At 33.7% G+C, this 25,849-nt stretch carries 25 protein-coding genes; 10 read left to right on the forward strand and 15 right to left on the reverse strand.

Annotation, left to right across the window (positions count from 1 at the left end; genetic code table 11):
- Window positions 1–93 precede the first annotated feature (93 nt).
- Together DMB71_RS02830 and DMB71_RS02835 are read right to left on the reverse strand one after the other, a co-directional pair.
- Window positions 94–1,488 carry a DHA2 family efflux MFS transporter permease subunit gene (locus tag DMB71_RS02830; RefSeq protein ID WP_111363500.1) on the reverse strand — a complete coding sequence of 465 codons (1,395 nt, stop codon included), beginning with the start codon at window positions 1,486–1,488 and terminating at the stop codon, window positions 94–96.
- A 98-nt stretch (window positions 1,489–1,586) separates the two neighbouring features.
- A complete protein-coding gene (locus DMB71_RS02835) occupies window positions 1,587–1,880 on the reverse strand; it encodes a hypothetical protein (RefSeq protein ID WP_111363502.1) in 294 nt (97 codons plus the stop codon).
- Between the two features lie 244 nt (window positions 1,881–2,124).
- Here DMB71_RS02835 and DMB71_RS02840 point away from each other — a divergent pair, with 244 nt between their 5' ends.
- The 3 genes from DMB71_RS02840 to DMB71_RS02855 all read left to right on the forward strand — a co-directional run bounded on the left by DMB71_RS02840 (window position 2,125) and on the right by DMB71_RS02855 (window position 5,876).
- Window positions 2,125–2,802: an SRPBCC family protein gene (locus tag DMB71_RS02840; RefSeq protein WP_111363505.1), complete on the forward strand. Its 678-nt coding sequence runs from the start codon at window positions 2,125–2,127 to the stop codon at window positions 2,800–2,802.
- Window positions 2,803–2,982: 180 nt separating this feature from the next.
- A complete protein-coding gene (locus DMB71_RS02850) occupies window positions 2,983–3,639 on the forward strand; it encodes a DUF6766 family protein (protein WP_111363509.1) in 657 nt (218 codons plus the stop codon).
- A 59-nt stretch (window positions 3,640–3,698) separates the two neighbouring features.
- On the forward strand, window positions 3,699–5,876 hold the full coding sequence (locus DMB71_RS02855) for a hypothetical protein (protein ID WP_111363511.1): 2,178 nt from the start codon (window positions 3,699–3,701) through the stop codon (window positions 5,874–5,876).
- A gap of 166 nt (window positions 5,877–6,042) precedes the next feature.
- Here the strand turns inward: DMB71_RS02855 and DMB71_RS02860 are convergent, their stop codons facing one another.
- Window positions 6,043–6,300, reverse strand: a complete 258-nt coding sequence (locus DMB71_RS02860; RefSeq protein WP_162614770.1) for a hypothetical protein — start codon at window positions 6,298–6,300, stop codon at window positions 6,043–6,045.
- A gap of 140 nt (window positions 6,301–6,440) precedes the next feature.
- Between DMB71_RS02860 and DMB71_RS02865 the strand changes: the two genes are divergently transcribed.
- Together DMB71_RS02865 and DMB71_RS02870 are read left to right on the forward strand one after the other, a co-directional pair.
- On the forward strand, window positions 6,441–7,157 hold the full coding sequence (locus tag DMB71_RS02865; protein WP_111363515.1) for a YqjF family protein: 717 nt from the start codon (window positions 6,441–6,443) through the stop codon (window positions 7,155–7,157).
- A 104-nt stretch (window positions 7,158–7,261) separates the two neighbouring features.
- Window positions 7,262–7,597, forward strand: a complete 336-nt coding sequence (locus DMB71_RS02870; RefSeq protein ID WP_111363517.1) for a hypothetical protein — start codon at window positions 7,262–7,264, stop codon at window positions 7,595–7,597.
- A 70-nt stretch (window positions 7,598–7,667) separates the two neighbouring features.
- On the opposite strand, the gene DMB71_RS02875 is transcribed toward DMB71_RS02870, so the two are convergent.
- Genes DMB71_RS02875 through DMB71_RS02905 form a run of 7 tightly spaced genes read right to left on the reverse strand, consistent with a single transcriptional unit; the run spans window position 7,668 to window position 14,402 of the window.
- Window positions 7,668–8,792, reverse strand: a complete 1,125-nt coding sequence (locus DMB71_RS02875; protein ID WP_111363519.1) for an ABC transporter permease — start codon at window positions 8,790–8,792, stop codon at window positions 7,668–7,670.
- Window positions 8,789–9,895 (reverse strand): ABC transporter permease, encoded by a 1,107-nt coding sequence (locus DMB71_RS02880; RefSeq protein ID WP_111363615.1) that lies wholly within the window; start codon window positions 9,893–9,895, stop codon window positions 8,789–8,791. The genes DMB71_RS02875 and DMB71_RS02880 overlap by 4 nt, the downstream gene beginning before the upstream one ends.
- A gap of 1 nt (window position 9,896) precedes the next feature.
- A complete protein-coding gene (locus tag DMB71_RS02885) occupies window positions 9,897–10,640 on the reverse strand; it encodes an ABC transporter ATP-binding protein (protein WP_111363521.1) in 744 nt (247 codons plus the stop codon).
- On the reverse strand, window positions 10,630–11,580 hold the full coding sequence (locus DMB71_RS02890; RefSeq protein ID WP_111363617.1) for an ABC transporter ATP-binding protein: 951 nt from the start codon (window positions 11,578–11,580) through the stop codon (window positions 10,630–10,632). Before DMB71_RS02890 ends, DMB71_RS02885 begins: the two co-directional genes overlap by 11 nt.
- A gap of 11 nt (window positions 11,581–11,591) precedes the next feature.
- The gene (locus DMB71_RS02895; RefSeq protein ID WP_111363523.1) at window positions 11,592–12,494 is read right to left on the reverse strand and encodes an HlyD family secretion protein; all 903 of its coding nucleotides are present in this window, start codon (window positions 12,492–12,494) and stop codon (window positions 11,592–11,594) included.
- An 11-nt stretch (window positions 12,495–12,505) separates the two neighbouring features.
- Complete coding sequence (locus tag DMB71_RS02900) at window positions 12,506–13,747, reverse strand: TolC family protein (RefSeq protein ID WP_111363525.1); 1,242 nt, start codon at window positions 13,745–13,747, stop codon at window positions 12,506–12,508.
- Between the two features lie 28 nt (window positions 13,748–13,775).
- On the reverse strand, window positions 13,776–14,402 hold the full coding sequence (locus tag DMB71_RS02905; RefSeq protein WP_111363527.1) for a TetR/AcrR family transcriptional regulator: 627 nt from the start codon (window positions 14,400–14,402) through the stop codon (window positions 13,776–13,778).
- Window positions 14,403–14,655: 253 nt separating this feature from the next.
- Between DMB71_RS02905 and DMB71_RS02910 the strand changes: the two genes are divergently transcribed.
- Window positions 14,656–15,423 carry a DUF2490 domain-containing protein gene (locus tag DMB71_RS02910; protein ID WP_111363529.1) on the forward strand — a complete coding sequence of 256 codons (768 nt, stop codon included), beginning with the start codon at window positions 14,656–14,658 and terminating at the stop codon, window positions 15,421–15,423.
- Between the two features lie 9 nt (window positions 15,424–15,432).
- On the opposite strand, the gene DMB71_RS02915 is transcribed toward DMB71_RS02910, so the two are convergent.
- Window positions 15,433–16,410, reverse strand: coding sequence for a YheT family hydrolase (locus DMB71_RS02915; RefSeq protein WP_111363531.1), 978 nt, complete (start codon window positions 16,408–16,410; stop codon window positions 15,433–15,435).
- A 251-nt stretch (window positions 16,411–16,661) separates the two neighbouring features.
- Here DMB71_RS02915 and DMB71_RS02920 point away from each other — a divergent pair, with 251 nt between their 5' ends.
- Window positions 16,662–18,038 (forward strand): sensor histidine kinase, encoded by a 1,377-nt coding sequence (locus DMB71_RS02920; RefSeq protein ID WP_162614771.1) that lies wholly within the window; start codon window positions 16,662–16,664, stop codon window positions 18,036–18,038.
- Between the two features lie 98 nt (window positions 18,039–18,136).
- Here DMB71_RS02920 and DMB71_RS02925 read toward each other — a convergent pair whose 3' ends face one another.
- The gene (locus DMB71_RS02925) at window positions 18,137–18,829 is read right to left on the reverse strand and encodes an SIMPL domain-containing protein (RefSeq protein ID WP_111363535.1); all 693 of its coding nucleotides are present in this window, start codon (window positions 18,827–18,829) and stop codon (window positions 18,137–18,139) included.
- A 51-nt stretch (window positions 18,830–18,880) separates the two neighbouring features.
- On the reverse strand, window positions 18,881–19,519 hold the full coding sequence (locus DMB71_RS02930) for a rhomboid family intramembrane serine protease (RefSeq protein WP_111363537.1): 639 nt from the start codon (window positions 19,517–19,519) through the stop codon (window positions 18,881–18,883).
- Between the two features lie 112 nt (window positions 19,520–19,631).
- On the opposite strand from DMB71_RS02930, the gene DMB71_RS02935 reads away from it, so the two are divergent.
- A complete protein-coding gene (locus DMB71_RS02935) occupies window positions 19,632–20,504 on the forward strand; it encodes a lysophospholipid acyltransferase family protein (RefSeq protein WP_111363539.1) in 873 nt (290 codons plus the stop codon).
- A 67-nt stretch (window positions 20,505–20,571) separates the two neighbouring features.
- Here the strand turns inward: DMB71_RS02935 and DMB71_RS02940 are convergent, their stop codons facing one another.
- Both DMB71_RS02940 and glmM read right to left on the reverse strand, forming a co-directional pair.
- Window positions 20,572–21,813: a hypothetical protein gene (locus DMB71_RS02940; protein WP_111363541.1), complete on the reverse strand. Its 1,242-nt coding sequence runs from the start codon at window positions 21,811–21,813 to the stop codon at window positions 20,572–20,574.
- A 114-nt stretch (window positions 21,814–21,927) separates the two neighbouring features.
- Entirely contained in the window at window positions 21,928–23,316 is a 1,389-nt protein-coding gene (glmM, locus tag DMB71_RS02945) for a phosphoglucosamine mutase (protein WP_111363543.1), read from the reverse strand.
- 205 nt (window positions 23,317–23,521) lie between these two features.
- Between glmM and DMB71_RS02950 the strand changes: the two genes are divergently transcribed.
- Both DMB71_RS02950 and ggt read left to right on the forward strand, forming a co-directional pair.
- Window positions 23,522–24,106: an acyl carrier protein phosphodiesterase gene (locus DMB71_RS02950; protein WP_111363545.1), complete on the forward strand. Its 585-nt coding sequence runs from the start codon at window positions 23,522–23,524 to the stop codon at window positions 24,104–24,106.
- 21 nt (window positions 24,107–24,127) lie between these two features.
- The gene (ggt, locus tag DMB71_RS02955; RefSeq protein WP_111363547.1) at window positions 24,128–25,816 is read left to right on the forward strand and encodes a gamma-glutamyltransferase; all 1,689 of its coding nucleotides are present in this window, start codon (window positions 24,128–24,130) and stop codon (window positions 25,814–25,816) included.
- The last annotated feature ends 33 nt before the right edge of the window (window positions 25,817–25,849 follow it).

The raw sequence follows: 25,849 nt of genomic DNA on the forward strand, positions 1-25,849 counted from the left end.
TCTAATACATAACAAATTACAAAATACTCAAGAAACCATTAACCTAATTTTACGATTACTCTTTAAACTTATAAAATACCCATATACAGAGTATTACATATACCCTTCTCCATCTGTTTTACTCAATTTAGAAAAAGTGAAACTTGAAAAAATAGTAAAGACAGCCAATGCAATAAAAGTATATTGAAATGCTTTTGAAGCATCTAAATTAAAAATGCCATCTTGAAATAAAGAAAGTACTAAACTGGCAACCGAAACTCCGAAACTTACCGAAAGCTGCTGCATGATAACTAGCATGGTATTTCCGCCGCTAGCAGTGTCTTGATCCAAATCTGAAAGTGTGATGGTATTCATGGCAGACATTTGTACAGAAGTAAAAATTCCGTAGAATATCATCAGTAAAATATAATAGCCAATTGGAGTTTCTTTCGTTACAAATCCGAGAATAATCAAAACAATTCCTAGTAAAATGGTATTACTTATCAATACAGTTCTGTAGCCAAAAGACTTTATAATGTTAACCATGAAAGGCTTCACCGCAACATTAGACAAAGCAGAAGGCAACAGCAATAATCCCGATACAGAAGCCGAATAACCAAAGCTAGTTTGCAGCATAAGTGGTAACAGCAGTGGCAAACCACCAATTCCTAGTCTTGTAATTAAACTTCCCATTAGTCCTATTTTTAAAGTTCTAATGTTTAAAAGATGCAAGTCAATTATTGGCTTTTCTGTTCTTTTGTAGTGAATGTAATAAAAGAGAGAAAGAAGTCCTGATAGAAACAATAAACATAAAATTACAATCATGTGAGTTCTTCCGCTTCCTATAAGTTCTAAAACCAAAGTAATAGAAATCAGTGCCAAACTGAAATACACCAACCCTCTAAAATCAAACCTTCCTACAGCGTGCTTAAAATTAGGCATAATGCGATACGCCATCGAAATTCCGATGAGACCAATGGGAATATTGATTAGAAAAATCCAATGCCAGCTGAAATTATCAGATAGAAAACCTCCTAAACTTGGCCCCGCCACCATTCCTAACAATCCGAATAAGGTTATAAAATTCATGGTTTTCAGGAGTTCGTTTTTGGGGTATTGATACAAAATGGCCAATCGGGCAACAGGAACCATCATCGACGCACCAATTGCTTGTAAAACACGAGCCAAATTAAGCGTGTTTAAATCAACCGAAATGGCGCAAAACAAAGATCCTACAATAAACAAAAACACGGCAATCATAAACATGGTTCTGGTACCAAATTTATCTGCCAGCCAGCCAGAAAGCGGAATAAACATTGCCAATGTGAGCGTGTAGGTAACAATAACCGAATCCATTTCGGTGGCTGAATATCCCATATTTTTGGCTATTGAAGGCAGCGAAGTATTCAAAATCGTACCGTCTAGTGATTGCATAAACATAGCAATTGCCGTAACCCAAGGAAGCATAAATACTGCTTTCTGTTCTTTTTTTTCTTCTTTATTCAGCATTCCTCAATTTTAAATAAAAAGCTCGATTATAACATTATGTAAATTAATAAAAAAAAGCTCTTAAAAGTGTTAAGAGCTTTTCTTTTGCAATGATACCATTACTTTTTAATAGAATCGGTTTTAACATTCTGATTCCCTTTCTGAGTTGAACCCGCTGTTCCAGAACCTGTAGATCCTTCTCCCGTTGCGCCCGTTGTACCATTCTGGCCATTTTGATCAGAATTTAAAGTTGCCGATGAATCTATCGCAGGACCAACTGTATCAACTGACATGCTCGTGGTATCGGTTTGGTTGTCATTTGGATAGACATTGTTATTGTCATTCTTTTTGCATGAAAAAGTAAAAGCTGTCACTAAAAGCAACATACCAATTGTTTTCTCAAATGTGTTCATAATTCAAGTCTTTTAAATTTTATCACTCCAAAATTAAATGACTGCGTATCAATGAATTTACATAATTTCAGAAACCCTTTATAAGAATCAGGACACTTGAATGTATTGCTAATGTAAAATGTATAAATCAAGTTTTTAATCTTGTAAAAAATATTTTAAAGGACTGCCGAAATTTGTTACTCAAGCTAAAATGTTATTCAACTCAACATGTCTAACTAATTACATCTTTTAAAAACAAATAGTTATGAATACAGTATTATCAAAACAAAATCAGTCTTCAAAACCATTATTAAAAAATAATATCTCAAAACTAGAGAGAGTTTTAATGGTCACAAGTGGCGCATATCTTTTGTACAATGCTCTATCTAAAAAAAACAAAAGCGTTACACAAGCCGGAGCTGGAGGTGCAATGCTATTACGCGGAATTTCAGGATACTGTCCAATATATGACGCTGCTGGCCATTTAATGCACGATAAAGCTTCAAATGTGAACATCAGAGTAAACAGTGTGATCGATAAACCCGTAAGCGAAGTGTATGCCTTTTGGAGAAATCTAGAAAATCTGCCAAAATTCATGAATCATCTGGATTCTGTAAGAGTTACAAGTTCTACTATTTCTGAATGGACGGCAAAAGGTCCAGGCGGAATTGGAAAAATATCGTGGAATGCCGAAATTATCAGAGATGAAAAAGAGAAGCTTTTAAGCTGGAATTCTATCGAAGGTTCTTCTATCAAAAATGCTGGAAAAATTATTTTTAAACCAAAAGGAAAAGCAACAGAATTGGATGTTACTATTTCCTATCATGCTCCGCTTGGAATCGCCGGCGAGAGCGCAGCTAAATTTTTAAATCCATATTTTGAAAAGTTGGTTAAAGATGATATTTCTAATCTTAAAGTCTATCTGGAAACTCATCATAAATAAAAACGCTACTGTTTCTTATATTTATTTTTTTTTTGAAAAACGTCTCCTTCTAGAGGCGTTTTTTATTTTTAAAACCAATAAACCATTAGTTTTCAATATAAAAACTATAAAAGGGATTAAAAATGTTATAAAATTTTGTCTACTATTTTTTTGAATTTTGATATAAACAAAAGATGAAAAATGAAAGCTTTTTTTAGAAACAATGGATTATGCATCTGCTTCCTAGTACTGTTTATCGGATCTTTAGCTGGTCAGGTTGCATTAGGTTTTGAAGAACATAACAAAGAATTAATTGATGAAGAAGCAACTGCTATAACTTTAGCATCTTATCTTACATCTGGCCATTTTTTTCAGTCAACTTTCGAAAACTGGGAGAGTGAATTTTTACAGATGGCTTTATTTGTAGTTTTAACCATCTTCTTAAAACAAAAAGGCTCATCGGAGTCCAAAAAAATTGATGAACCTGAGGAAGTGGATCGTGAGCCAGATCCCACAAAAAAGGATGCACCTTGGCCCGTAAAAAAAGGAGGATTTGTTTTAAAAATATACAAACACTCCCTCACAATTGTACTTCTGCTTCTATTTGCAATATCATTTATCATTCATTTTTATGGAAGCCTTAAAGACGAAAACGAACAACTTTTAAGAAAGGGAGAGCCGTTAGAAACTGTTTCTTCGTACTTATCAAATTCTAGATTTTGGTTTGAATCTTTTCAGAATTGGCAGAGCGAGTTCCTTTCTGTTTTTGCTATTATAATGTTATCAATTTATCTCCGTCAGATTGGTTCATCACAGTCCAAACCTGTTGATGCTCCTCACATGGAAACTGGTGGATAGTTTTATTTTTTCTGTAATAAAAAACCAAAACATCGCTATTAATTAAATAAAGATTCAATATGAATACTATTTCGCCTTGGACAGCAAATGCACAAACCGATATTGACAGCAGCCTACCCATATTTATCATAGAAAAATCGAGCTATACATTTGAGCTTTATAGCTGTAGAGATTCTTTTTGGATTGTGGCTATCGGTACAAAAAAAGAAAGAATTGCTTTTCGTGCAGCTTATGCTTTAAACAGCTTTTTTGAAATTAATACCGTCTCAGAATCTGAAAAAGAGATTACTGTAAAACTAAAAACAGAATTAGGCAGTTACGAAATAGTAATTAATTTTCCTGAAAACGATTCTCACTTACTACATTACCAAACTAATTTTAAAGCCAATTTTCCTATTCTGATTCCGTTTTGGCCACGCGATATTTTGCCTTTAACACAAAATGGAAATATCGAAAACACTTCAGGAAAAATTCATGTCAAACAAATAGGCACAAGATCTGGCGTTTTATTTGCAAGTATCAAAAAACCTAAAAAAAGCACTTTATTTTACTTCCAAAATCTTACTGCCTTATCTGATTATTGTGAAGCTACAAAAACTTCGCTAAATGATGCCGTAAGTGGAAATTGGCCTGAAATTGGTTTTCAGTTACCTGTAAGTATCGAAGAACCTCTTCCGTCAGGAAAAGCTTTTATCATTTCTGATGCTTATATTTTACTGGGCGATGAAACAAAAGATGATCCTTCTAAATTATGCATGGATTATCTGGAAAGTCTTGCCAGCATTTACAAACTTATTCCACGTCCCGAAACCGAATATCACGACTGGATTGAAATTGCTCAAAAAACATTAGCTCATCTTGAATATAATAAAGGCTGCTGGACACAAACCAACGGAATTCCGTATCTAAATGCATATCTCTGCGATTACGAGACACCTGCAGAAAGTATGGTTCAGCTTGCCGTTTTGGCTCCGCTTAAAGAATACGAAAGATGGAATTCTGAAACGTATCGTTTATCTGAAGATTTAAGAACTGGCTTGTTTCATTTTTATGATCCGAAAATAAAAAGCATTACACGTTGGCTTCCTGAACTGCATGACAAGCTAGACCAATCTGAAGAACAGAAAAAAGACACGACAATGGATTCGTGGTATCTACATCATCCGCTTATCAATCTAGCTAGACTTGCTATTTTTGGAGACAAAAATGCCGAAAAATTAGTTTTAGATTCTATCGATTTTGTAATAAAAGCAGCACACCACTTTCAATATGAGTGGCCTGTTTTTTATAACATTGAAACCTTTGAAGTTATTAAAGAAGAAACCGAACCAGGCAAAGGCGGCGAAAAAGACGTTCCAGGCGCTTATGCACACTTAATGCTTTTAATGTATGATCTTACAAAAGAAAAACGCTTTTTGAGTGAAGCAGAAAAAGCAGCAAAACAACTTACACAATGTGGATTTGATATTTTTTATCAGGCCAATAATACAGGCTTTTCTGCAAATGCCTTACTAAAGCTTTATAAAATTACGCGCAAGAAGATTTACTTGGAAACAAGTTATATGTGCCTTTCCGGATTATTCAAAAACGTTCAGCTTTGGGATTGCCAATATGCTTTTGGAAAAAACTACAATAACTTTTTTTCTATTTTTCCTCTAAATGATGCGCCTTACACTGCAGCATACGAAGAAATGGAAGTTTATACGGTATTAACAGAATATATGCTTCAGGCCAAAGATGTCGATATTTTGTCTGGACTTCGAATTCTACTTCCAGAGTTTGTCAAATATGCCATCAACAGGATTGCCTATTATTATCCTTCTTTCCTTCCTAAAGAAATGATTTCTGAAGACGTGAAAACAGGAGAAATACAATCTGATTTGTATGCTCCTCTCGAAGATCTTTATGTTGGATGGGAAAAAAGCGGACAAGTGGGACAGGAAATCTATGGTGTTGGCTCTGCTTTTGCCATTGTGCCAAGACAATATTTTAAAATTGAATCTGGTTTGACTGTTTTTATCGATTATCCTGTTATCAGTTTTACCAAAAGAGGAAAAAGTGCTTTCATAAAATTAAATGGAAATAAAAAAATGTTTTGCCATTTATTTATCATTGCTAATGATCATAAAAAGCCATTACAGATTCTTCAAGATGACGAAGTTTTAAAACCAATAAAAAATACTGGTGCTCTAAAATATCAAATTGCGGGTGAAGCGCATATCAAAATAAGTTGGTAGCTTATTAAAGCATTTAAATGAAAATCTTACAACACAGCAGAGCAAATTATATAAAAAGTACCGCACTAGTAGTTTTATATTTATTACCAAGAATATCTGGAGTCGAGACAAATAATAAAGGCCTATTCTAAAATAGACCTTTATTTCATGAGCATAATCTAACATCTTATGGTCTTGTGCCATTGATAGTGTCTCTATTAGACGGAACGGTGGCCTTGTTAGTAGACTTTGGAGTTCCTTTCTTTTTATCGGTACGCTGTTTGTTGACTGTGTCCGTTTTTCGTGTCGAAGGATACTGCTTGTTCTTTTTATGATGAACAGTATCTGTTTTAGGAGTAGATTTTTTCTTTCCCGGAATTGTATCCTGAGCCGATGCAACGCTAAAACATAATAGCATACAAGCAATTAGAAATAAATTTTTCATAATAATCAATTTTAAATTAACAATTTGTTTATGAAACACTTAACTCATGTTTCATTGCAAATTTTAGAAAGAAAATCCATAGCCACTTACACTATAAAGTTCTCACTATTATATGATTACCATAATTAATAATTTACCAGATGGCTTCAATAAAACAAATACTAAATGCTACCGAAAACAGACAATATCCTTTGCCCCAAAGAAAATGGAAATACTATCAGGAATGGTACCACACTGTATTTTTTCATTGGGAAGTTCCTTCGTACCTTTTAGAAAAATACATTCCAAAAGAAATACAAATAGATACTTATGCTGGCATGGCTTGGGTTTCTCTTGTTTCGTTTGAAATAAAAAACATGCGATTGCGATATCTTCCAATGTTGCCTTATATTTCTAATTTTGAAGAAATTAATATCAGAACTTATGTTACAAAAGACGGAATTCCTGGTATTTACCTATTCTCCATTGAGACGAATAAATTAATTGAAGTTTTATTTTCTAAACTTTTTATCGGACTTCCTTATGAAAAGGCAGAAATTAAGCGGTCAGGAAATCGTCTTTTTTCTCAAAACCTAAAACAAAATCATCTTCTTGATATTAAAATCGGAAAAACTTCTTCTATTCAAAAAACAGATTTGGATGTTTGGCTCACCGAAAGGCATTCTTTGTATGATATCTGTAATGATAAAATTTGTCGTTTTGATATTCATCATAAAGAATGGGAAATTCTGGATCTCGAAATTAGGATAAAAGACATTTGGTATGAGGCTGGAGATTTTATAATCAATACCTATCCTGACAGAATTCATTATACAGAAAAGATTGAAGTTTTGTTGTGGGGGAAAAAGGAGGCTTAATCTTTTCAACGAACTGTAAATTATATAATTGCATGGTCATGATTTATAAAATTCAAGCATAAGACAATGCTACTTTTACTGTAAACAATTAAAAAATAGCATTTATGAATTTAGATAAAAAAGAAAATTACAGTCCAGAGGACCAATATTTTCAAGATGACGAAACCCGATATGAAAATGATCATCAGTATGATGATATCGACATTGACGCTCCACCCGCAGATCATTCCATAAGCGATAATGCAGAACCAGATTATGGAGACGAATTTGACGAAGACCAAATCAACAATCAAAAACTAGATGATAACCCAGGTGGAGATGAATTTGACGAAGAATTTGAAGATGATGAAAACGACGAAGACATCGATGATGGTGATGAACTTAATCAAAAGGATTTTGAAGAAGATGAATCTGGAACCGATCCGAATCGAAATATTTAAAAGCAAAACCCCGTTTAACAGCGGGGTTTTTTACCTTAAATTTCGTTTAACAAAAAACTTTTAAAATCTATTAACTTGTTTTTCTATAGTTATAAATTGCCAGTGCATTTAGTACAATGGCAAAAATAAATAAGTACAAAAGCTCTCTTCCAACTTCTTGCAGACCGCTTCCTTTTAGAACAATAAGTCGAACTACTTTTATAAAATGCGTTACAGGAGTAAACTCTGAAATGGTTCTTGCCCAATTCGGCATGCTGTCGGTACTGGTGAAGAAACCGCTCATAAGCATAAAAATCATCATAAAGAAAAAGGCAATAAACATGGCTTGCAATTGCGTATCGGCAAATGTCGAAATCAAAAGTCCTAATCCTAATAAGGCAGTCAAATAAACTCCCGCAAAGAGATATAACACCAAGAAACTGCCTTGCGGAAATATTCCATAAATCAAGTACATTACAATTAGGCCAACTGTAAATACAATCATTCCGACAATCCAAAACGGAATGAGTTTGCCTAAAATAAATTGCCATTTCTGAATTGGCGTTACATTAATCTGTTCAATTGTGCCTATTTCTTTTTCTTTTACAATATTTAATGCCGTAATAAATCCGCCAATCAATGTGAGCAACAAGACCAAAATACCTGGAACCATATAATATTTGTATTCCGCTCTTGGATTGTACCAATTTGTACTTGTCAAAGTAATTAAGGATGGCGAAACAGAAGCCGATTGTGGCGGTAGTTTAAATCGTATATCCAAATCATTACTAAAATCAGCAAGCACAACATTTAAATAAGCATTTCCAATATTCGATTTGGTTCCGTTGATGGCATCAGCGGCAATATTTACTTTCTGACTACCTTCTCTTACCAAGTTTCGTTCAAATCCAGAAGGAATTTCTAGAATTAAATCGGCATCTCCTGTTTCAATGAACTTCATGCCTTCCAAATACGATGCTGGAGCTCCTACAATATGAAAGTATCCAGAAGAACCTATTTTATTAATTAACTTTTGAGAATAAGAACTGTGATCGTGATCTACATAAACAATGTTTACACTTTTTACTTCAAAATTAGCCGCCAACGGTAAAATGATGAGCTGTATTGTTGGCACAAAAAACATCATGGCAAGAATCGTTTTGTCTCTAAAGATTTGTCGAAATTCTTTCTGTAATATAAAACGTAGCACCTTCATGACAATCTAATTTTAAATTTTTTCAAAGAGACCGTAAGCAATAAAACGGTCATTATTGCCAATATTAAAGTTTCTTTCCAGATGTATGAAAAGCCCAAACCTTTGAGCATTACAGCTTTTACAATGATGTAATAATAATGCGACGGAATTAAATGGGAAATCGCTTGAAATATCCAAGGCATATTTTCGATCGGAAACATAAAACCAGTCAGAATCAAAGTAGGCACCATCATTCCCATCATTGATATAAGCATCGCAGTCTGTTGCGAATCGGTCACATTTGAAATGAGCAAACCGAGAGAAAGACAGGTAATAATAAACAAAATACTTTCTGCAAAAAGAAGCAGAAAACTCCCTTTAATCTCAACATCAAGCAGATATACTGAAAGAAATATAATAATGATAAAGTTGATTATGGAAAGCACTAAAAACGGAATTGCTTTTGCGATTAAAACCATAATGGGTTTAAAAGGCGATACCAGCAAAATTTCCATAGTTCCCAATTCTTTTTCGCGCACAACAGAAACAGAAGTCAGTGCCGTGCTCACAATCATAAAAATCAAGGCGATTACACCTGGAATAAAATTAAGCGAACCGTTTTGTTCTTCATTATAAAGCTGTCTTAATTCTGGAATTATTTGATAGTTTAACTTCGCAGTCGGATTCAATTCCTGCTGATAATCTCTAGCAATCGCGTTTAAATAATTGGTTACAATAGTCGCCGTATTAGGATCTGATGCATCTGCAATGACCTGAATTTTTGCTCCTCCCAGACGCTGGACATCAGAACCAAAATTAGTCGGAAAAATGACTGCACATTTTATGGTTCCGTCTTTAAATCTATTCTCAATATCGGTATAATTCAAGATTGGATTTTCGACATGAAAATAAGAACTTGACTGTATTTTTCGAATCATTTTCTCGGTATGAATATCGTGTGAATTATCCTGAATGGCAATTCCAATATTTTTGACTTCGCTGCTCAGCGCAAAACCAAACAGAACAATCTGCGCCACAGGAAGTCCAAAGAGAATGAGCAAAGTTCTTCGATCTCTGAAAACATGATAAAATTCTTTTCGGATAAAAGCCAGTAATCTTTTCATACTAATCTGATGTTCTTTGGGCATTTCTTGCCAATTCATAAAAAACCTCATCCATAGAAACCGCATTAAAGCGCTTTTTTAAGGCTGTCGGAGAATCTATAGCAGCTACGCGTCCGTCAACCATAATGCTGATTCGGTCGCAATATTCGGCTTCGTCCATATAATGCGTCGTGACAAAAACTGTAATTCCGTCTGCGGCTGCTTGATAAATCATTTCCCAAAACTGTCGTCTCGTTATCGGATCTACACCGCCTGTAGGTTCGTCTAGAAAAACAATTTTTGGACGATGAAAAACGGCAACAGAAAAAGCCAATTTCTGTTTCCATCCCAAAGGCAATCCGCCAACCAATTTTTTGGCTTCTTTCTCCAAACCTAAAGCCGAGACCAAATCTTTGCTCCTTTCTTTTATTTCAGGTCTTGAAACGCCATAAACTCCAGCAAAAAATTCAATATTTTCCAAAATAGTCAGATTATCGTACAGCGAAAACTTCTGACTCATATACCCTATATTCTTTTTAATTTTTTCCTGCTGTCCGTACACATCAAATCCAGCCACGCTGGCTTCTCCAGAAGTAGGATACGAAAGTCCACAGAGAATGCGCATAGCGGTTGTTTTTCCAGCACCATTTGCCCCTAGAAATCCAAAAATTTCGCCTTCGCTCACTTCAAAGCTAATTTTGTCAACCGCTTTGAAATCACCAAATTGTTTGGTTAGGTCTTTACAAACTATAGCTTTATTTTCCATTCAGCATTTCTTTTGGTTCATTGAAATGGTTTTGTTCCCGCATTAGACGAATAAAACTGTCTTCGATTGTAGGTTCTATTTTTTTTACTTCTAAATCTTCGGGGTTGTATTTTTGGGCAATCGCTTTTACTTTCTCTACATCTGGTTGTTCTGAGAGTAATGTCAAATGAAGAAATTCTCCAAAGGCATCACAGTTCTCCACCTCTTTTTCGGTTCTAAGATTTTGTAAAAGCTTATAAATATTCTTTGCTTTTACGGCAAAAAGCATTTTAGGAAAACGGTTTATAATTTCCTGCGGTTCATCGACACTCATTATTTTTCCGTTTTGGATCAGAGCAATTCGGTCACATAACTTTGCCTCATCCATATATGGAGTTGAAACTACGATTGTGATGTTTTGCTTTTTAAGTTTTGACAGCATTTCCCAAAATTCACTTCTTGAAACTACATCAACACCTGTTGTGGGTTCATCTAGAAATAAAATCTCAGGTTTATGAATCAGTGCGCAGCATAAAGCCAATTTTTGCTTCATTCCTCCCGAAAGTTTTCCAGCACGTCTGTCGTTAAAAGGTTTTATCTGATCGTAAATATCTTTAATCAGATCATAATTTTCCTCGATTGTAGTTCCAAAAATAGTGGCAAAAAACTCGAGGTTTTCTTTTACTGTCAAGTCCTGATACAATGAGAATTTTCCAGGCATATAGCCTACTTTATTTCTAATTTCCTGAAATCCATTTACAACATCATGCCCTTCAACAGAAGCTGTTCCGCCATCGGCAAGAAGCAATGTCGTTAAGATTCTGAAAATGGAAGTTTTTCCAGCGCCATCGGGACCAATTAATCCAAAAAGTTCTCCTTTCTGCACTTCAAAAGACACCTCATCTACAGCGACAAAATCGCCATACTTTTTAGTAATATTTTTTAATGTAACTGAAGGCATATTGTATTGTTTTATTTTGACCAAAGAACTTCTCCGTACATTCCGATTTTCAGATAACCATCATTTTTCACCCTTACTTTTATGGCGTAAACCAAATTGGCTCGTTCGTCTTTGGTTGGAATTGTTTTTGGAGAAAACTCAGACTTATCTGAAATCCAAGCAATTGTTCCTTGATATTCTTTATATTTCTTCTCGCCTTGGTCAATTCGCACTTTAACCTGCTGCCCGATTTTAATTTGAGACAACTGCGTTCCTGTTATGTAAGCTCTCAAATCTAGTGTTTCCAGATTGGCAATTTTGTATAATGGTTTTCCAATTACAGCCATTTCATACTGCTCTGCATATTTTGCCAAAACAGTTCCTTTTATCGGATTTACAATTACACTTTTACTCAATTGATCTTCAATTCCCTTTAACTGAACTCCAACTGTATTTCCCTGCTGAGTTAAATTTTCAGTTGTGGTTTCCAACGAACTTTTTTGAGCTTTAATCTGAGCCTGTAAAGCGGCAACTTTAGAGTTTATATCATCCAATTGTTTTTGAGAAGCGACTCCGCCTTTTACCAATTTTTCAGTTCTGTTACGATCTAAAATGGCGTTGTCAAGCTGTCGTTTTAAACTTTCAGTCTGAATTTCTATTTGTGGTTTTCCGCTTAGAATCGCTTTTTCGTTCTGGCGCAATTGCATTTTATTTATAGCAAGCTGTGTACTGTCTATAAAACCTACTTTTTGTCCTGCTTCTAATTGCTGGCCTTCTTCTACATTCAATTGTAAAATCTGACCATTTGCTTCTGCTGACAAAATGGTTTCAACAGCCTCGAAAGATCCTGAAGCATCAAAATCATTTTCTTTATCGTTACAGGAAAACATCAATATTGCTGGAATAAGAAAATAGAAAAGCTTTATCTTTTTCATAATGTATAGTATTAATTTCCTTTGATTGTTTGATACTCGTATTCTGCCATAAGCAATTGAATTTCATGCAACGCTTTTTCTGCTCGTGCATTTCCTTCTTTTTCGGTTGCATTTAGTAAATCGATTAGCGGGCCAGCACCAGTGTCGTATTTCAGCTGATATCCTTCTCGAATAGTTTGACGAAGTTTTACAATTTCATCATCGTCTTTCAGAATGGCTTTCTGTCTTTCGATATCAGCCGTTTTTTGATTCATTTGAAATCTGGTATTAAATAAAAATGTCTCTTCCTGAACTTCTATTTTTTTCAAGTTCTGCTGCGTCAGCTGTTTTTCATTTGAATTTTTGTACAAACCTTTTATATCCCATCCAACACTTACTCCTGCAACTCCAACGGTAGAAATTTTATTAGTTCCTAAATTAATTCCAGGTGCCAAAATTACGCCTGCTCCCAGTAATCCAACTTTAGGCATAAGATTTACTTTCTGCATTTCTGATTGTGCATTTACTAGATTTCGCTGACTGGCAAAAAGCAATTGTTCGGGACGTTTGATAATGGTGTCGAGAGTAGAAGAATTGAAAGGTTTCCCAAATTTTTCTTGAGTGATATTTTTCCCAATCAAATAAGAAAGCATCGTTTGATAACCTGCCTTCGTATATTCAAAGTCTTTTTTCTGTCTGCTAAGATTGAGCTGTTCGGCTTTCATTTCATCAACATCCGTTTTGTAAGCCAAACCATTTTCATGAAGTTTTTTAACCTTATCGATATTATTGGCAATAATGGCATTTTGAATTTGAAGCTGTTTCAATTGTTCGTCTATAAGTAATACACCAAAATAAAGCTGATTTACCCGAGAACGTAAATCGTAAAGCGAAACCTCTACAGAAGCTTTATCTGTGTTTGAAGATGCCTCAATAATCTTTTTCTGTGTTTTGGTAGCGCCTCCATCCCAAATCGTCTGATTGACTTGCCCGAGACCAATAAATTTAAATTTGCTGTCGTTTCCTGAACTTCCCAAAGTCGGAAAATCTCCAAAAACATATCCTTCAATTGCGGTTAGACTTATTTGAGGCAGATAAGCTTTATTGGCATTACTCAAAGTATATTCTTTGCTTTTTTCAATGAGTTCATATTGTTTTATTAAAGGATAATTCTCAACAGCCAACTGATAACTTTGATCTATCGTCAAGGTCTGCGCTTGAACTGTTATAAAGGACAAGATTCCAATATATTTAAAGTATAATTTCCTTCTCATTACAGTATAAATTAACTTCTGGTTAGTATTAGGCTTTAAACATCATATTAATCCAGATCGGGATTTTTTTCTTGCGTTCTTGCATTAATGTGTCAAACTGTTCTTTTTCTAGATTTCTGCTTCCCATAATAATGGGTTTTGCGATAAATGGGAAAACAACCAATCCCAACAGATTCATCAAAAAATGAAGCGGATTAGGTTCTGTTATTTCCTTATTTTGAACTGCTTCTTGAAACTGTTTGATAAAAACCGACTCATTTACGATTTCTTTAATAGGCAGTCTTTTTAAAAGTCCTTCTGGATTATTACGGATTTCAGTTAAAATAAAGGTTGGAATTTCTGGTTCTACGCTGATAAAATCAATATATCGCTCGGCAATAATCTGTACTTTTTGTTCTAAAGAAGTTTTTTCATCATTCAAAATCACTTTCATACTGCCAATAAAACCAGCAAAAGTTTCTACCATTATAATTTCAAAAAGTTTAGCCTTGCTTCTGAAATAGTAGTTAAGCAAAGCAAGATTCAAACCCGCTTCTTCAGCAATATCTCTTGTTCGGGTTGCTGAGAAGCCTTTTTTATAAAAAACAGTTTTAGCTGCTGCTTTTATTTTTTCTTCTGTAGTAGAATCTTTTTTATCAGATGCTGAAGTACTCATATTTAATTATTTACAGGCAAAGTTAAGTTTTTTACAAATATCTTAAACAAATTTTTTAATCAAATGATTAAAAAATTTGTTTAATCCGTTAAAATTCTTTTTAAAAAACACATAATCAACTGATATAAAATAAATTAAAACTTAAATATACGATATAATTTCTCGTTAAAAAAGAATATCTTTACTTAAACAATTCAAAGCCCTTAACAGATTTAAAGAAATTTACTTTTTATTAATTTCTATCGTGCTTTTTATGAAAACCAATTTTATCAGAATCCTGATTTTCTTGCTTTCTTTAAATGTATTGGGACAAGGACAGGAAAAAGAAATTAACCAGCAGCTTCAAACCTGGGTTTCTATCAATACGGTTACCAAATTTGCTGACCATTGGGGTGTGATTGGCGACTTTCATATCAGACGGAATGATTTTGTTTCTGATCCGAGTTTTTATTTTATAAGAGGCGGTATCAGTTACATTACAAATTCAAATATTTCCTTAAATCTAGGATATGCGCATATGTGGCTTGCTCCTTCAAATCCGGATTGGAGTACTTTTTCTGATGAAAACAGAATTTATCAGCAGGCTCAGTTAAATACAAAATTTGGAAATGTTAGCATTTTACAGCGTTTACGGAATGAACAGCGCTGGCAGGAGAAAATCGTCAACGATAAACCAAGCGGCGATTGGCGTTTTACCAATAGAATTCGTTACTTGATGAGCTTTACTTTCCGAATTTCTGATAAAAAATCTTGGCCTCAAATGGTTCTTTCAGATGAGATTCTGCTACATTTTGGAGAAGAAGTTATCTATAATACTTTTGATCAAAACCGTTTTTTCATCGGAATCAAAAAAAATATTAATCCTAAATGGAGTTACGATTTTGGGTACATGAATGTCTATCAGCAAAAATATTCCGGATATCAATATGACATGAATCATACGATCCGTTTGTTTTTTTATCTGAGTACCAGCATTAGAAAAAAAGCGCCTTCTGAAATTGAAAATTCTGGCGATGAATAAATCTATTTCCTAAAAGAAAGTATTGTTTGATCTGAAAGATTCAAAAAACGTAAAAGCTCTTTTTTCGGCATAAGAATATTCAGAATCACGAAGCGGAAAAGCACAATGTCCACCATATTTAGGCGTTTCCAAATACACATAGGCACTGTCTTTGGCAATCGTTCTTGGATAACATCTTTCGCCCAAAAAAGGATCGTCTAGCGAATTAATAATTAAAACTGGAGTGGTAATATTCTTAAGAGAAAACTCTGGAGAAACACGTTCGTAATAATCATCACGGCTCGCAAATCCATGAAGTGGTGCCGTAAAATACTGATCGACTTCATCAAAAGTCGAAATATTATCTATTTGATCACTATTGATAAAATCAGGAAATTGCGCTGCTTTGTATTTCAGCTTCTTTTTAATATCAATTGTAAAATTCTTTAGATAAACTCTATTAAAACCTTGCTTAAGCACCTCTGCACTTGTCGCAATATGCGTTGGCACGGAAATAGAAACCGCAGCTTTTATGCGTTCGTCAATTTTTGTCCAACCCAAATAATTAAGCAATTGAACGCCTCCCATAGAATATCCGATTAAATATATATCTTCAATTCCTTTTTTCAATGCAAATCGTACCACTTCATCAAGATCGTCAACCGCTCCATGATGATAAAGTCTCGGAAGACGGTTCATTTCTCCTCCACAAGTCCGGTTATTCCAAGCGAAAACAGAAAAACCTTTCTCCAGAAAATAGGCTGCGCAGCTGTTATTATACGTTCTGCGCGAATCTCCTTCTAAGCCATGACATAAAATAACCGCTTTTTTTGAGTCATTTAAAATATAATCGATGTTGATAAAATCTCCGTCATTCAATTCATGCTTTTCTCTGGTATATTCAGGCACTTCGAACTTTTTTATCAAGGCAGCATAAATGGTAGAAATATGCCTGTTGCGATGAATAATCGAAGGAGAATCATATTCTGAATGTTCAATTAGTGGCATAACAAAGAGTTTTGTGGTACTTTTTACAAAGCTAAGAAATCAATCAACATGTAATTTAATTCTTTCTTTTTATTTGCATCCCTTTTCAATAATTTAACAGTATGTAAATTTAAAAAAACAGTAAGGATTCTAAAGAAAACTAATTGTTAATTATGGCCAAACAGCATTCTACGTGCGATCATCATGGCTTTGAATGTTTACTTTATTTGTATATTTGTAAAATCGATTTCCAAAAAAGCAAAATCCTTTTAATGTTTGAACTATTACCAGTAGATCCGAAAACCATTTTTCTGCTTTATTTCTGGGGTAATTTTTTTACCTGCATTCTTATTTTTAGTTTTTCGTTTTCGTATGCCAATAGTGATAACAGAAAAATATTAAAATGGTTTGGATTAGGTAAATTAATACTGACTCTTGCGTGGATATTGGCTCTTCTACGAAATATCATCCCAGATTTTGCTTCTATTAATATTGCCAATTCGATGATTTTTGGCGCCTGCTGCTTCGAAACACTTGCAATGCTTTCACTCATTAAAGCGCATGCAAAAAGGCAGTTTCAAATTCAGATAGCTATTACAGCAACAGCGATATTGCTTTTTAATATTTCGACACTTTTTTATGCCTCAATGAATACTCGCGTTATCATTGGCGGCATTGGTGTTTTTGCTATCTATTTATTACCCACAATTATTTATTTTACAGAAAAGGAAAAAAGTTTTTTCAAGACTTTTTACGTTTTGTGCTACACGGGATTTGAAATTCTAATTGCAATACGAATAGTCCACAGATATTTAAATCCTCAAAATCTTATTATTGCTAATGATACTTTTGACAGCTTTTATAGCATTTGTTTGTTTCTTTTGACTTTAATTGGAATCGTGGGTTTTCTGCTTTTAGTAAAAGAAAGACAGGACAATAAAATCAAAAAGCTTTTGAGTGACAAAAACCAGTTTTTTTCTATTATTTCTCATGATTTAAGAGGGCCTTTAGGATCATCGATTTCTCTTTCTGAAATTTTGCTGGAAAATATAGACCAGTACAGCCGTGAAGAAATAAAAGAAATATCAGAACTGCTGCATGACTCCAATAAAAGTATTTACAAGCTACTTGAAAATCTTTTAGAATGGTCTAAGGTTCAAACCGGTATGATTACTTTTCACCCTAAAAATATACTGCTAAATGCTTTAATTGAAGAGAATATCGAGCTAAGCAGAAATGTTGCTTTAAGTAAAAATATAGACATCAAATTTGAATCGGCTTTTCTTGTTGAGGCAGAAGTAGACAAAAATATGATAAGCACTATTTTGCGTAATTTGCTGAGTAATGCCATTAAATTTACAGACAAAAATGGAGAAATTAAACTAAAACTGATTAAAACCAATCGGAAAGCAGAAATCTCTATTACAGACAATGGAATCGGAGTTCCTGATTACATCAAAGAAAAGTTATTTAAAATTAACGGAAAAGTGCTCCAAAAAGGCACAGAAAACGAACTGGGAAGCGGACTCGGATTACTGCTCTGCAAAGAGTTTATAAACATCCATAAAGGAGAAATCTCGGTAGAAAGCGAACAAGGAAAAGGAAGCACATTTAGGTTTACGCTTCCTATTGTAAATTCCAATATCTAAAATTCCAAATTCCAAGCCCAACCTAACAAAATAAAAAAAACCAAACCCCAATATAAATTGGAATTTGGAATTTAAAATATTTGGAATTTTAGAAACGTTTAGTCTAACACAAAACTTACACTAACATTTGCTGTAATTTCGATTTCTCCAATTGCTAAAGTTTCGTTTGAAGCTCCTCCCATTGAGTCTGCTTCTTTCATTCTCATAGCAGCATACATTGGCTGTGGGCGATAAATTTGAGAGTTATCAGAAATTGTAAACGCTTTACCCACTTTTTGTCCTAAAACAGAAACGTATTCTTCAGCTTTTACTTTAGCATCTTTCATTGCTAATTTTCTAGCTTCAGACTCGTATTGCGCTAATTTAGATGATTCAAAAGAAACCCTGTCGATTCTATTGATTCCTTGCTGAACCAAACCTTCCATTAACTCATCATACTTAGCTAAATCTTTTACTACGATTTCTACCGTTTGTGTAGCGTTATAAGAAGTTTTCTTTTTCTCATAATCGTACTGCGGATTAAGAGCTACTTGTTTTGTTTTGAAATCTGCTGTTGGTATATTCATTTTTTTGATGAATTTTAAAACAGCATCCATCTTTTCGTCATTTTGCTTTTTAACGTCTTTAGCATTATTCCCTTTTGTTTCAACAGAAGCTGAAATACAAACCTGATCAGGTGCTACTTTTACTTTTCCTTCTCCATTAACATTAATTAGAGGTATTTGTTTGATTTCTTGGCCGTAAGACATAGTCATAAACATGATTGTTAAAAATAATACTAGTTTTTTCATTTTTGTTATATTTTAATGTTTGATAAGAGCATTCCAAAAGTTGTGCCAAGCTTACAATTTCCCAAATTTTGCCATTCCAAAAAGTATCAAAATCGGAATTGCAAGCAGGACTACCATCAATGTATGGTCTGTAAATAATGATGGCATTTTTATCAAAGTAATCAAATATCCGCCTATAGCACCTCCAAAGTGTGCTGTATGCCCAATATTATCATTTTTGGCTCTCATTCCGTAAATTGAGTACAATAAATACAAAATTCCGAAAATATAAGCCGGCATCGGAATGACAAAAAATATCCCGAGCATCATGTCAGGCTGCAATAATATTGCCGAATACAAAACACCAGTGACAGCGCCTGATGCTCCAACGGCTCTATAACTATAATCATTCTTATGAAATAACATGGTAAGAAGACTTCCGAAAATTAAACTTCCGAAATAAACCAAGATAAAAGAAAAATTACCAAGCCAGCCTAAAACTACAGGAGCAAAAAAATACAAAGTCAGCATATTAAAAATCAAATGCATCATGTCTACATGCAGAAAGCCAGAAGATAACATTCTGATTTGTTCTCCAGAACGAATGCTTCCTACATGAAATTCGTATTTTCTAAAAAAATAAAGATCATTAAATCCTTTGTAACTAATAACAACGTTCGCAACGATAATCGCTATTAAAATAATATTCATAAATAATAAGTATTGTGAATTGTAAATATAATCATTCTTAAAGATAAGTTAGCAAGAAAGCAAAATATCAATCGCTAATCATTTTTAATTTATCTTTGTCAAAAAAAATTACATGCAGTTTCTTGTTTATATTTTAGCCTACCCATTACTTTGGCTTATCTCTATACTTCCTTTTCCGATTTTTTACTTATTCTCAGATTTTGTCTGTTTTTTGGTATATAGAGTGATCGGATATCGTAAAAAAGTAGTTCGCGAGAATCTTGCGCTTACTTTACCTCATTTAAATGATGCGGAAAGAAAAGTTATAGAAAAGAAATTCTACAAACATATGTGCGATATGTTTTTAGAGATGATCAAAACCATGAGCATGTCTCCAGAAGAAATGGAAAGAAGATTTCATGTAACAAACATTGATCTTGTACTTGATTATGCTAAAAGAGGAAAAAGCGTAATTCTTGTAGCTTCTCATTATGCAAGTTATGAATGGCTTTTAACCATTAATCCTAAACTTGGATTTCAAGGAGTTGCGGTTTATAAAAGACTTGCCAATCCTTATTTTGATAAATTGGTTCGAAAAATTCGTTCGAAATATAATACCGAAATGATTGAAACTCGAAAAGCGATTCCAACAATGGCAAAAAACCAGCGTGAAGGAGTTTTAAGCATGTACGGTTTAGCAAGTGACCAGTCGCCAAAAATGGAAAGGATTTTTCATTCAATGAAATTTATGGGAATTGAAGTTCCTGTACATACAGGCGCAGAAACATTGGCAAAAAAATATGATTTGGCTGTGATATTTGTTCAGGTAAAAAAAATAAAAAGAGGCTATTATGAAGCTACATTTATTTCGCTTGCAGATAATCCGAAAGAATTTGAAAACTTTAAAATCACTGAAATGTATTTAAAAGAAGTGGAAAAACAAATTCTGGAAGCTCCAGAATTTTATTTGTGGACACACAAAAGATGGAAACACCGTATAGAATAATATCCAAAATAGAAAAAGCCTCTTTAGAAATTTCTAAAGAGGCTTTTATATGTTTCTATCTATGGTACTACCATTTCCAGATTTGAGGCTCATCTTTCCAAATTAAAAGCCTAAATTCCTCATAATGATCACCATTCCCAATTGTATGTTCATCACGATGTCCTTTTCCTATGTGTAATTTATGCAGCATACCGGAATAAGAACCAACCCAAAGTATTTTTTCGTCGTCCGAAACTGCAATACTATTAATTGTTGATCCTAAATAGTGACGCCAAATAGTTCTTCCATTTTTATCGAAAGCTTTAATATATCCATAAGCATCCCCTAAAATATAATAATTCGAAGTAGCTACTCCACAATAAACTCTCATTTCTTCATTAATAGTGATATAATCTTCACTCTCAGTGTAAGCTTCAATTTTAGTTTCTTTTAATTTATCTGTAGCAACTCCAATAGTAATTCCGTTATAGAAATGACAAGAATTTGTAATTAATTGTTTATCGTCTTTTGAAAAAAGGCAAAAATGAGGATAAGATGATTGTGGCCCTATCTCATTTATTCTATTTCCTTCATGATCCATTACAGAGTGATCATAACATTGATCTCCCGCTACTATAAATTTGTTATCATTCGACAAGGTTGCATTTTCCATATCAATACTGACATCCGAATCCTCCTCTTCATCTTCATCTTCGTTGATTGGATGAATTAATTTTTCTGAACTTTCAGAGATTAAATAAATTCCCTCTGAACTTACAAAAAGTACTTTTGACGCATCATTAAAAGGAATCAATTCTGTAATTCCGACATTTGCTAAATCATTTAAAATAAACTCTCTAATTAGTTCTCCATCCCAATCTTTAAACAGAGATATTTTGTTTTCAGAAGCGATAGCAAAAACATTTCCTTGTTTAGACTTTCCAACAGCTTTAATCTCTGAATCTAATTCCAAAACTTTATCTCCATCTAATAAGTAAGCTTGGCTTTTTTGATAAGATGTCCCTCTAAAGAAAATTATTTTTTGATCACCAATAAAATGAAGTTGTCGTATACTTTCAGATTGCTTTTCAATAAGTTTGATAATTGGCATGTTGGAAGGAGGAAAATTTAACCTAAATTCATCAACTCTGTTTTCGAGATTTGCTTTCTTCAATAACTCAAAAACATCTTTGCCAAGATGACCTCGTTTATCTTCAGGCTCTTCTCCTTTCCAATTTTCCCATCCGTTAGTTTCGCCAAAATCAACCATTTTATTTATCTCTTCAGCGTATTTCTTCCCTTTAGTAATCCATTCTTCTTGAATATCCATTTTATTTAAATTTAACCTTTTATAAAAACGACAAAATTATAAATAAAAACTTACAAATATAAAAGCCTCTTTCGAAATTTCAAAAGAGGCTTTTTTATTTGGAAACTGAAAATATTAAATTCCAGCAATTACTTTAATTTCATCAATAATTCGAAGTGCTAATTGATCTGCTGCTTCTTGAGAAGGCGCTTCAGTATAAATACGAATAATTGGTTCTGTGTTTGATTTTCTTAAATGAACCCATTCTGTAGCAAAATCAATTTTTACACCGTCAATTGTAGAAATATCTTCGTTTTTATATTTCTCTGTCATTTGAGTTAAAATTGCATCAACATCAATTTGCGGTGTTAATTCAATTTTATTTTTACTCATGTAATATTCTGGATAAGAAGCTCTCAAAGCAGAAACTGGCATTTTTTTGTTTGCTAAATGCGTTAAAAACAAAGCAACTCCTACTAGACTGTCTCTTCCGTAGTGCAATTCAGGATAGATAATTCCACCGTTTCCTTCACCACCGATTACAGCATTGTTTTTCTTCATCAATTCTACTACGTTTACCTCTCCTACTGCACTCGCTTCGTAGCTTCCGCCGTGCGCTTTAGTCACATCTCTTAAAGCGCGAGAAGATGACATATTAGAAACTGTATTTCCTGGAGTTTTACTCAAAACATAATCAGCGACAGCAACCAAAGTATATTCTTCTCCAAACATTTCACCGTCTTCACTAATAAAAGCCAAACGATCAACATCTGGATCTACTACAATTCCAAAATCAGCTTTTTCTTTAACAACAAGCTCAGAAATATCAGTTAAATGCTCTTTTAAAGGTTCTGGGTTATGAGGGAAATGCCCGTTTGGCTCGCAGTATAATTCTACCACTTCCACTCCCATTAATTTTAGAAGTTTCGGAATAATAATTCCTCCAGAAGAATTTACACCGTCAACAACCACTTTAAATTTAGCTTCTTTAACCGCTTCGATATCCACCAATGGTAAGTTTAAAACTTCATCGATATGAATATCCATGTAAGCATCGTTAGAAATAACTTCACCTAAACTATCCACATCAGAAAAATCGAAAGCTTCTGCTTCTGCAATTTCAAGAATTTTTGCTCCGTCTGCACCGCTTAAAAATTCACCTTTTGCATTTAATAATTTTAAAGCATTCCATTGTTTTGGATTATGAGATGCTGTTAAAATAATTCCTCCGTCAGCTTTTTCCAACGGAACAGCCACTTCAACAGTTGGCGTTGTAGAAAGTCCAAGATCAATAACATCGATTCCTAAACCAATTAAAGTATTCACAACTAAATTATGAATCATTGGTCCAGAAATTCTTGCATCACGGCCAATTACAACTGTCAATTTATCTTTAGCAATATTGTTTTTTAAGAAAGTTCCGTAAGCCGATGCAAATTTTACCGCATCAACAGGAGTTAAATTGTCTCCTACTTTTCCTCCGATCGTTCCGCGGATTCCAGAAATAGATTTTATTAGAGTCATTTTTGTGAGTTAGGGTTATTTTTTTACAAATATAAAAAAGTTACCGAGTTACTAAGATGCTAAGTTTCTAAGATTTTAAATTTAACCTATAAGAAAGTACTTGCATCTCGCTTTTTTATAACAAAATGATTTAAAAAAGTTTTTATACATTTACTAAAATAACTCAGAATCTTAGCCATTTTGATTCTTGGAAACTTATAAAAAAATGAATTTCTTAGCCCATATATATCTTTCTGGAGACAATGATTTAATTAAAATCGGGAACTTTATGGCGGATGGAATTCGCGGTAAACAGTTTGAGCATTTTCCTGAAGATGTACAAAAAGGAATTTTACTGCATCGATTCATAGATACTTATACCGATTCTCACGATATTTTTAGAAAAAGCACCAAACGCCTTCATGAACGATATCATCATTATGCAGGAGTTATTGTAGACATTGTTTACGATCATTTCTTAGCCAAAAACTGGACACAATATTCTGATGAAGAATTAGAGCTTTTTGTTAAGCGTTTTTATCATTCTTTACATGATAATTATGATATTTTAACCGAAAAAACACAAGGTTTAATGCCTTATATGATTGAAAGAAACTGGCTTTTGAGTTATCGTACTACCGAAGGAATCCAAAATATATTAACCCAAATGGATAGAAGGTCTAAAAATGTTTCTCAAATGCAGTTTGCTGTCGAAGAGCTTACTGAATTTTATAAGGAATTTGAAGAAGAATTTACACTATTTTTTGAGGAAATGAGAGAACAAGCCAAAGAAAAACTGCTTTCTCTTTAAGCCAATTTAATTTTATTGAATATGAAAAAAATTACCCTTTTAATAGCACTTTTATATATAAACAGCAGCAATGCACAACAGACAGCTCCAAATCCGACTGGATTGGTAGTTACAAAAGCAATGGTGGTTTCTGCCCGTGAAGAAGCCTCAAGAATTGGTTCTGATATTATGAAAAATGGCGGAAACGCTTTTGATGCCATGGTCGGAACTGAATTAGCTCTTGCAGTTGCTTTTCCGTTTGCTGGAAACATCGGCGGCGGCGGATTTATGGTATATAGAAAAGCAAATGGCGAAGTCGGTTCTTTGGATTATCGCGAAAAAGCGCCGCTGGCAGCTACAAAAGATATGTTTTTGGATAGTGAAGGAAATGTCATAAAAGGAAAAAGTACTCAAACAGCACTTGCCATTGGCGTACCTGGAACAATTGCTGGCGTTTTTGCTGTTCATAAAAAATATGGTACAATGCCTATTTCTAAAATCCTTGAACCGGTAATTGCTTTAGCAGAAAGAGGGGTTGTAGTGACCAAAAAACAAGAAAAAAGCTTAAAAGATTATCATGAAAGTATTGTAAAAATAAACGGAGAGAATTCTCCGGCATCAAAAGCTTACCAAGAAAACGACACTATAAAATATCCAGCGCTTGCAAAAACTTTAAGAAGAATCCAGAAAAAAGGAAGAAACGAATTTTATAAAGGTGAAACTGCAAAAATTTTAGTCAATTATCTAAAGGAAAAAGGCGGCATTATCACAATGCAAGATTTAGCTAAATATGAAGCTAAATGGAGAAAACCTTTGCAGTTTACTTATAAAGATTTAAAAATTACTTCGATGGCTCCGCCAAGCAGCGGTGGAATCTGTCTTGCTCAAATCTTAAAAATGCTAGAACCTTATGATTTAGCCAAAATGGGGCATAATTCATCAGATGCTATTCAAGTAATTGTGGAAGCAGAAAGAAGAGCTTATGCAGATAGAAGCTATTTTTTAGGCGATCCAGATTTTGTCAAAATTCCGATGAAAGAATTATTAGATGAAAATTACCTTCGTGAAAGAATGGCTAGTTTTAATCCGGAAAAAGCAACTTTGTCTAGCGAAATAAAAGAAGGGAGAGTTAATTATGCTGAAAGCACAGAAACCACTCATTACTCAATTATAGACCAATTCGGAAATGCTATTGCTGCTACAACAACCTTAAATGATGGTTACGGTTCTAAATATTATTGTGACGAATTGGGTTTCTTTTTAAATAATGAAATGGATGATTTTAGCGCTAAACCTGGTTCTCCGAATATGTTTGGTTTGGTTGGAAATGAAGCCAACAGCATTGCTCCACAAAAAAGAATGCTAAGTTCTATGACGCCAACAATTGTAGAAAAAGATGGAAAACTTTTTATGGTGGTTGGAACTCCGGGAGGTTCAACAATTATTACTTCTGTTTTACAGACTATTTTAAATGTTTACGAATACAATCTAAGCATGCAGGAAGCCGTTAATGCTCCGCGCTTTCATCATCAGTGGCTTCCAGATTTAATTACTTTTGAGCCCAATACTTTTGAAACTAAAACTATTGACAACCTTAAAGCAAAAAGTTATATCATCAACGAAAAGCCAACTCCAATTATCGGAAAAGTAGATGCTATTTTGGTTTTGCCTGACAACAAATTAGAAGGAGGAGCTGATTTTAGAGGCGATGATAAAGCCATTGGTTTTTAATAGTCTTAAGTTTTTATTTTTTTAATCTAACAT

Origin of the sequence: Flavobacterium tistrianum, from assembly GCF_003254545.1 — a bacterium.
In the GTDB taxonomy this organism is placed as follows: domain Bacteria; phylum Bacteroidota; class Bacteroidia; order Flavobacteriales; family Flavobacteriaceae; genus Flavobacterium; species Flavobacterium tistrianum.

Bases quoted from the DNA above. Each gene is read 5' to 3' on its own strand.
- DMB71_RS02940 (WP_111363541.1), bottom strand. From the start codon at position 21,813: ATGGATATTCAAGAAGAATGGATTACTAAAGGGAAGAAATACGCTGAA.
- DMB71_RS02875 (WP_111363519.1), bottom strand. From the start codon at position 8,792: ATGAAGGTGCTACGTTTTATATTACAGAAAGAATTTCGACAAATCTTT.
- DMB71_RS02910 (WP_111363529.1), top strand. From the start codon at position 14,656: ATGAAAACCAATTTTATCAGAATCCTGATTTTCTTGCTTTCTTTAAAT.
- DMB71_RS02920 (WP_162614771.1), top strand. From the start codon at position 16,662: ATGTTTGAACTATTACCAGTAGATCCGAAAACCATTTTTCTGCTTTAT.
- DMB71_RS02930 (WP_111363537.1), bottom strand. From the start codon at position 19,519: ATGAATATTATTTTAATAGCGATTATCGTTGCGAACGTTGTTATTAGT.
- glmM (WP_111363543.1), bottom strand. From the start codon at position 23,316: ATGACTCTAATAAAATCTATTTCTGGAATCCGCGGAACGATCGGAGGA.
- DMB71_RS02880 (WP_111363615.1), bottom strand. From the start codon at position 9,895: ATGAAAAGATTACTGGCTTTTATCCGAAAAGAATTTTATCATGTTTTC.
- DMB71_RS02860 (WP_162614770.1), bottom strand. From the start codon at position 6,300: ATGAAAAATTTATTTCTAATTGCTTGTATGCTATTATGTTTTAGCGTT.
- DMB71_RS02950 (WP_111363545.1), top strand. From the start codon at position 23,522: ATGAATTTCTTAGCCCATATATATCTTTCTGGAGACAATGATTTAATT.
- DMB71_RS02855 (WP_111363511.1), top strand. From the start codon at position 3,699: ATGAATACTATTTCGCCTTGGACAGCAAATGCACAAACCGATATTGAC.
- DMB71_RS02935 (WP_111363539.1), top strand. From the start codon at position 19,632: ATGCAGTTTCTTGTTTATATTTTAGCCTACCCATTACTTTGGCTTATC.
- DMB71_RS02870 (WP_111363517.1), top strand. From the start codon at position 7,262: ATGAATTTAGATAAAAAAGAAAATTACAGTCCAGAGGACCAATATTTT.
- DMB71_RS02850 (WP_111363509.1), top strand. From the start codon at position 2,983: ATGAAAGCTTTTTTTAGAAACAATGGATTATGCATCTGCTTCCTAGTA.
- DMB71_RS02900 (WP_111363525.1), bottom strand. From the start codon at position 13,747: ATGAGAAGGAAATTATACTTTAAATATATTGGAATCTTGTCCTTTATA.
- DMB71_RS02915 (WP_111363531.1), bottom strand. From the start codon at position 16,410: ATGCCACTAATTGAACATTCAGAATATGATTCTCCTTCGATTATTCAT.
- DMB71_RS02895 (WP_111363523.1), bottom strand. From the start codon at position 12,494: ATGAAAAAGATAAAGCTTTTCTATTTTCTTATTCCAGCAATATTGATG.
- DMB71_RS02885 (WP_111363521.1), bottom strand. From the start codon at position 10,640: ATGGAAAATAAAGCTATAGTTTGTAAAGACCTAACCAAACAATTTGGT.
- DMB71_RS02925 (WP_111363535.1), bottom strand. From the start codon at position 18,829: ATGAAAAAACTAGTATTATTTTTAACAATCATGTTTATGACTATGTCT.
- DMB71_RS02840 (WP_111363505.1), top strand. From the start codon at position 2,125: ATGAATACAGTATTATCAAAACAAAATCAGTCTTCAAAACCATTATTA.
- DMB71_RS02830 (WP_111363500.1), bottom strand. From the start codon at position 1,488: ATGCTGAATAAAGAAGAAAAAAAAGAACAGAAAGCAGTATTTATGCTT.
- ggt (WP_111363547.1), top strand. From the start codon at position 24,128: ATGAAAAAAATTACCCTTTTAATAGCACTTTTATATATAAACAGCAGC.
- DMB71_RS02865 (WP_111363515.1), top strand. From the start codon at position 6,441: ATGGCTTCAATAAAACAAATACTAAATGCTACCGAAAACAGACAATAT.
- DMB71_RS02905 (WP_111363527.1), bottom strand. From the start codon at position 14,402: ATGAGTACTTCAGCATCTGATAAAAAAGATTCTACTACAGAAGAAAAA.
- DMB71_RS02835 (WP_111363502.1), bottom strand. From the start codon at position 1,880: ATGAACACATTTGAGAAAACAATTGGTATGTTGCTTTTAGTGACAGCT.
- DMB71_RS02890 (WP_111363617.1), bottom strand. From the start codon at position 11,580: ATGCCTTCAGTTACATTAAAAAATATTACTAAAAAGTATGGCGATTTT.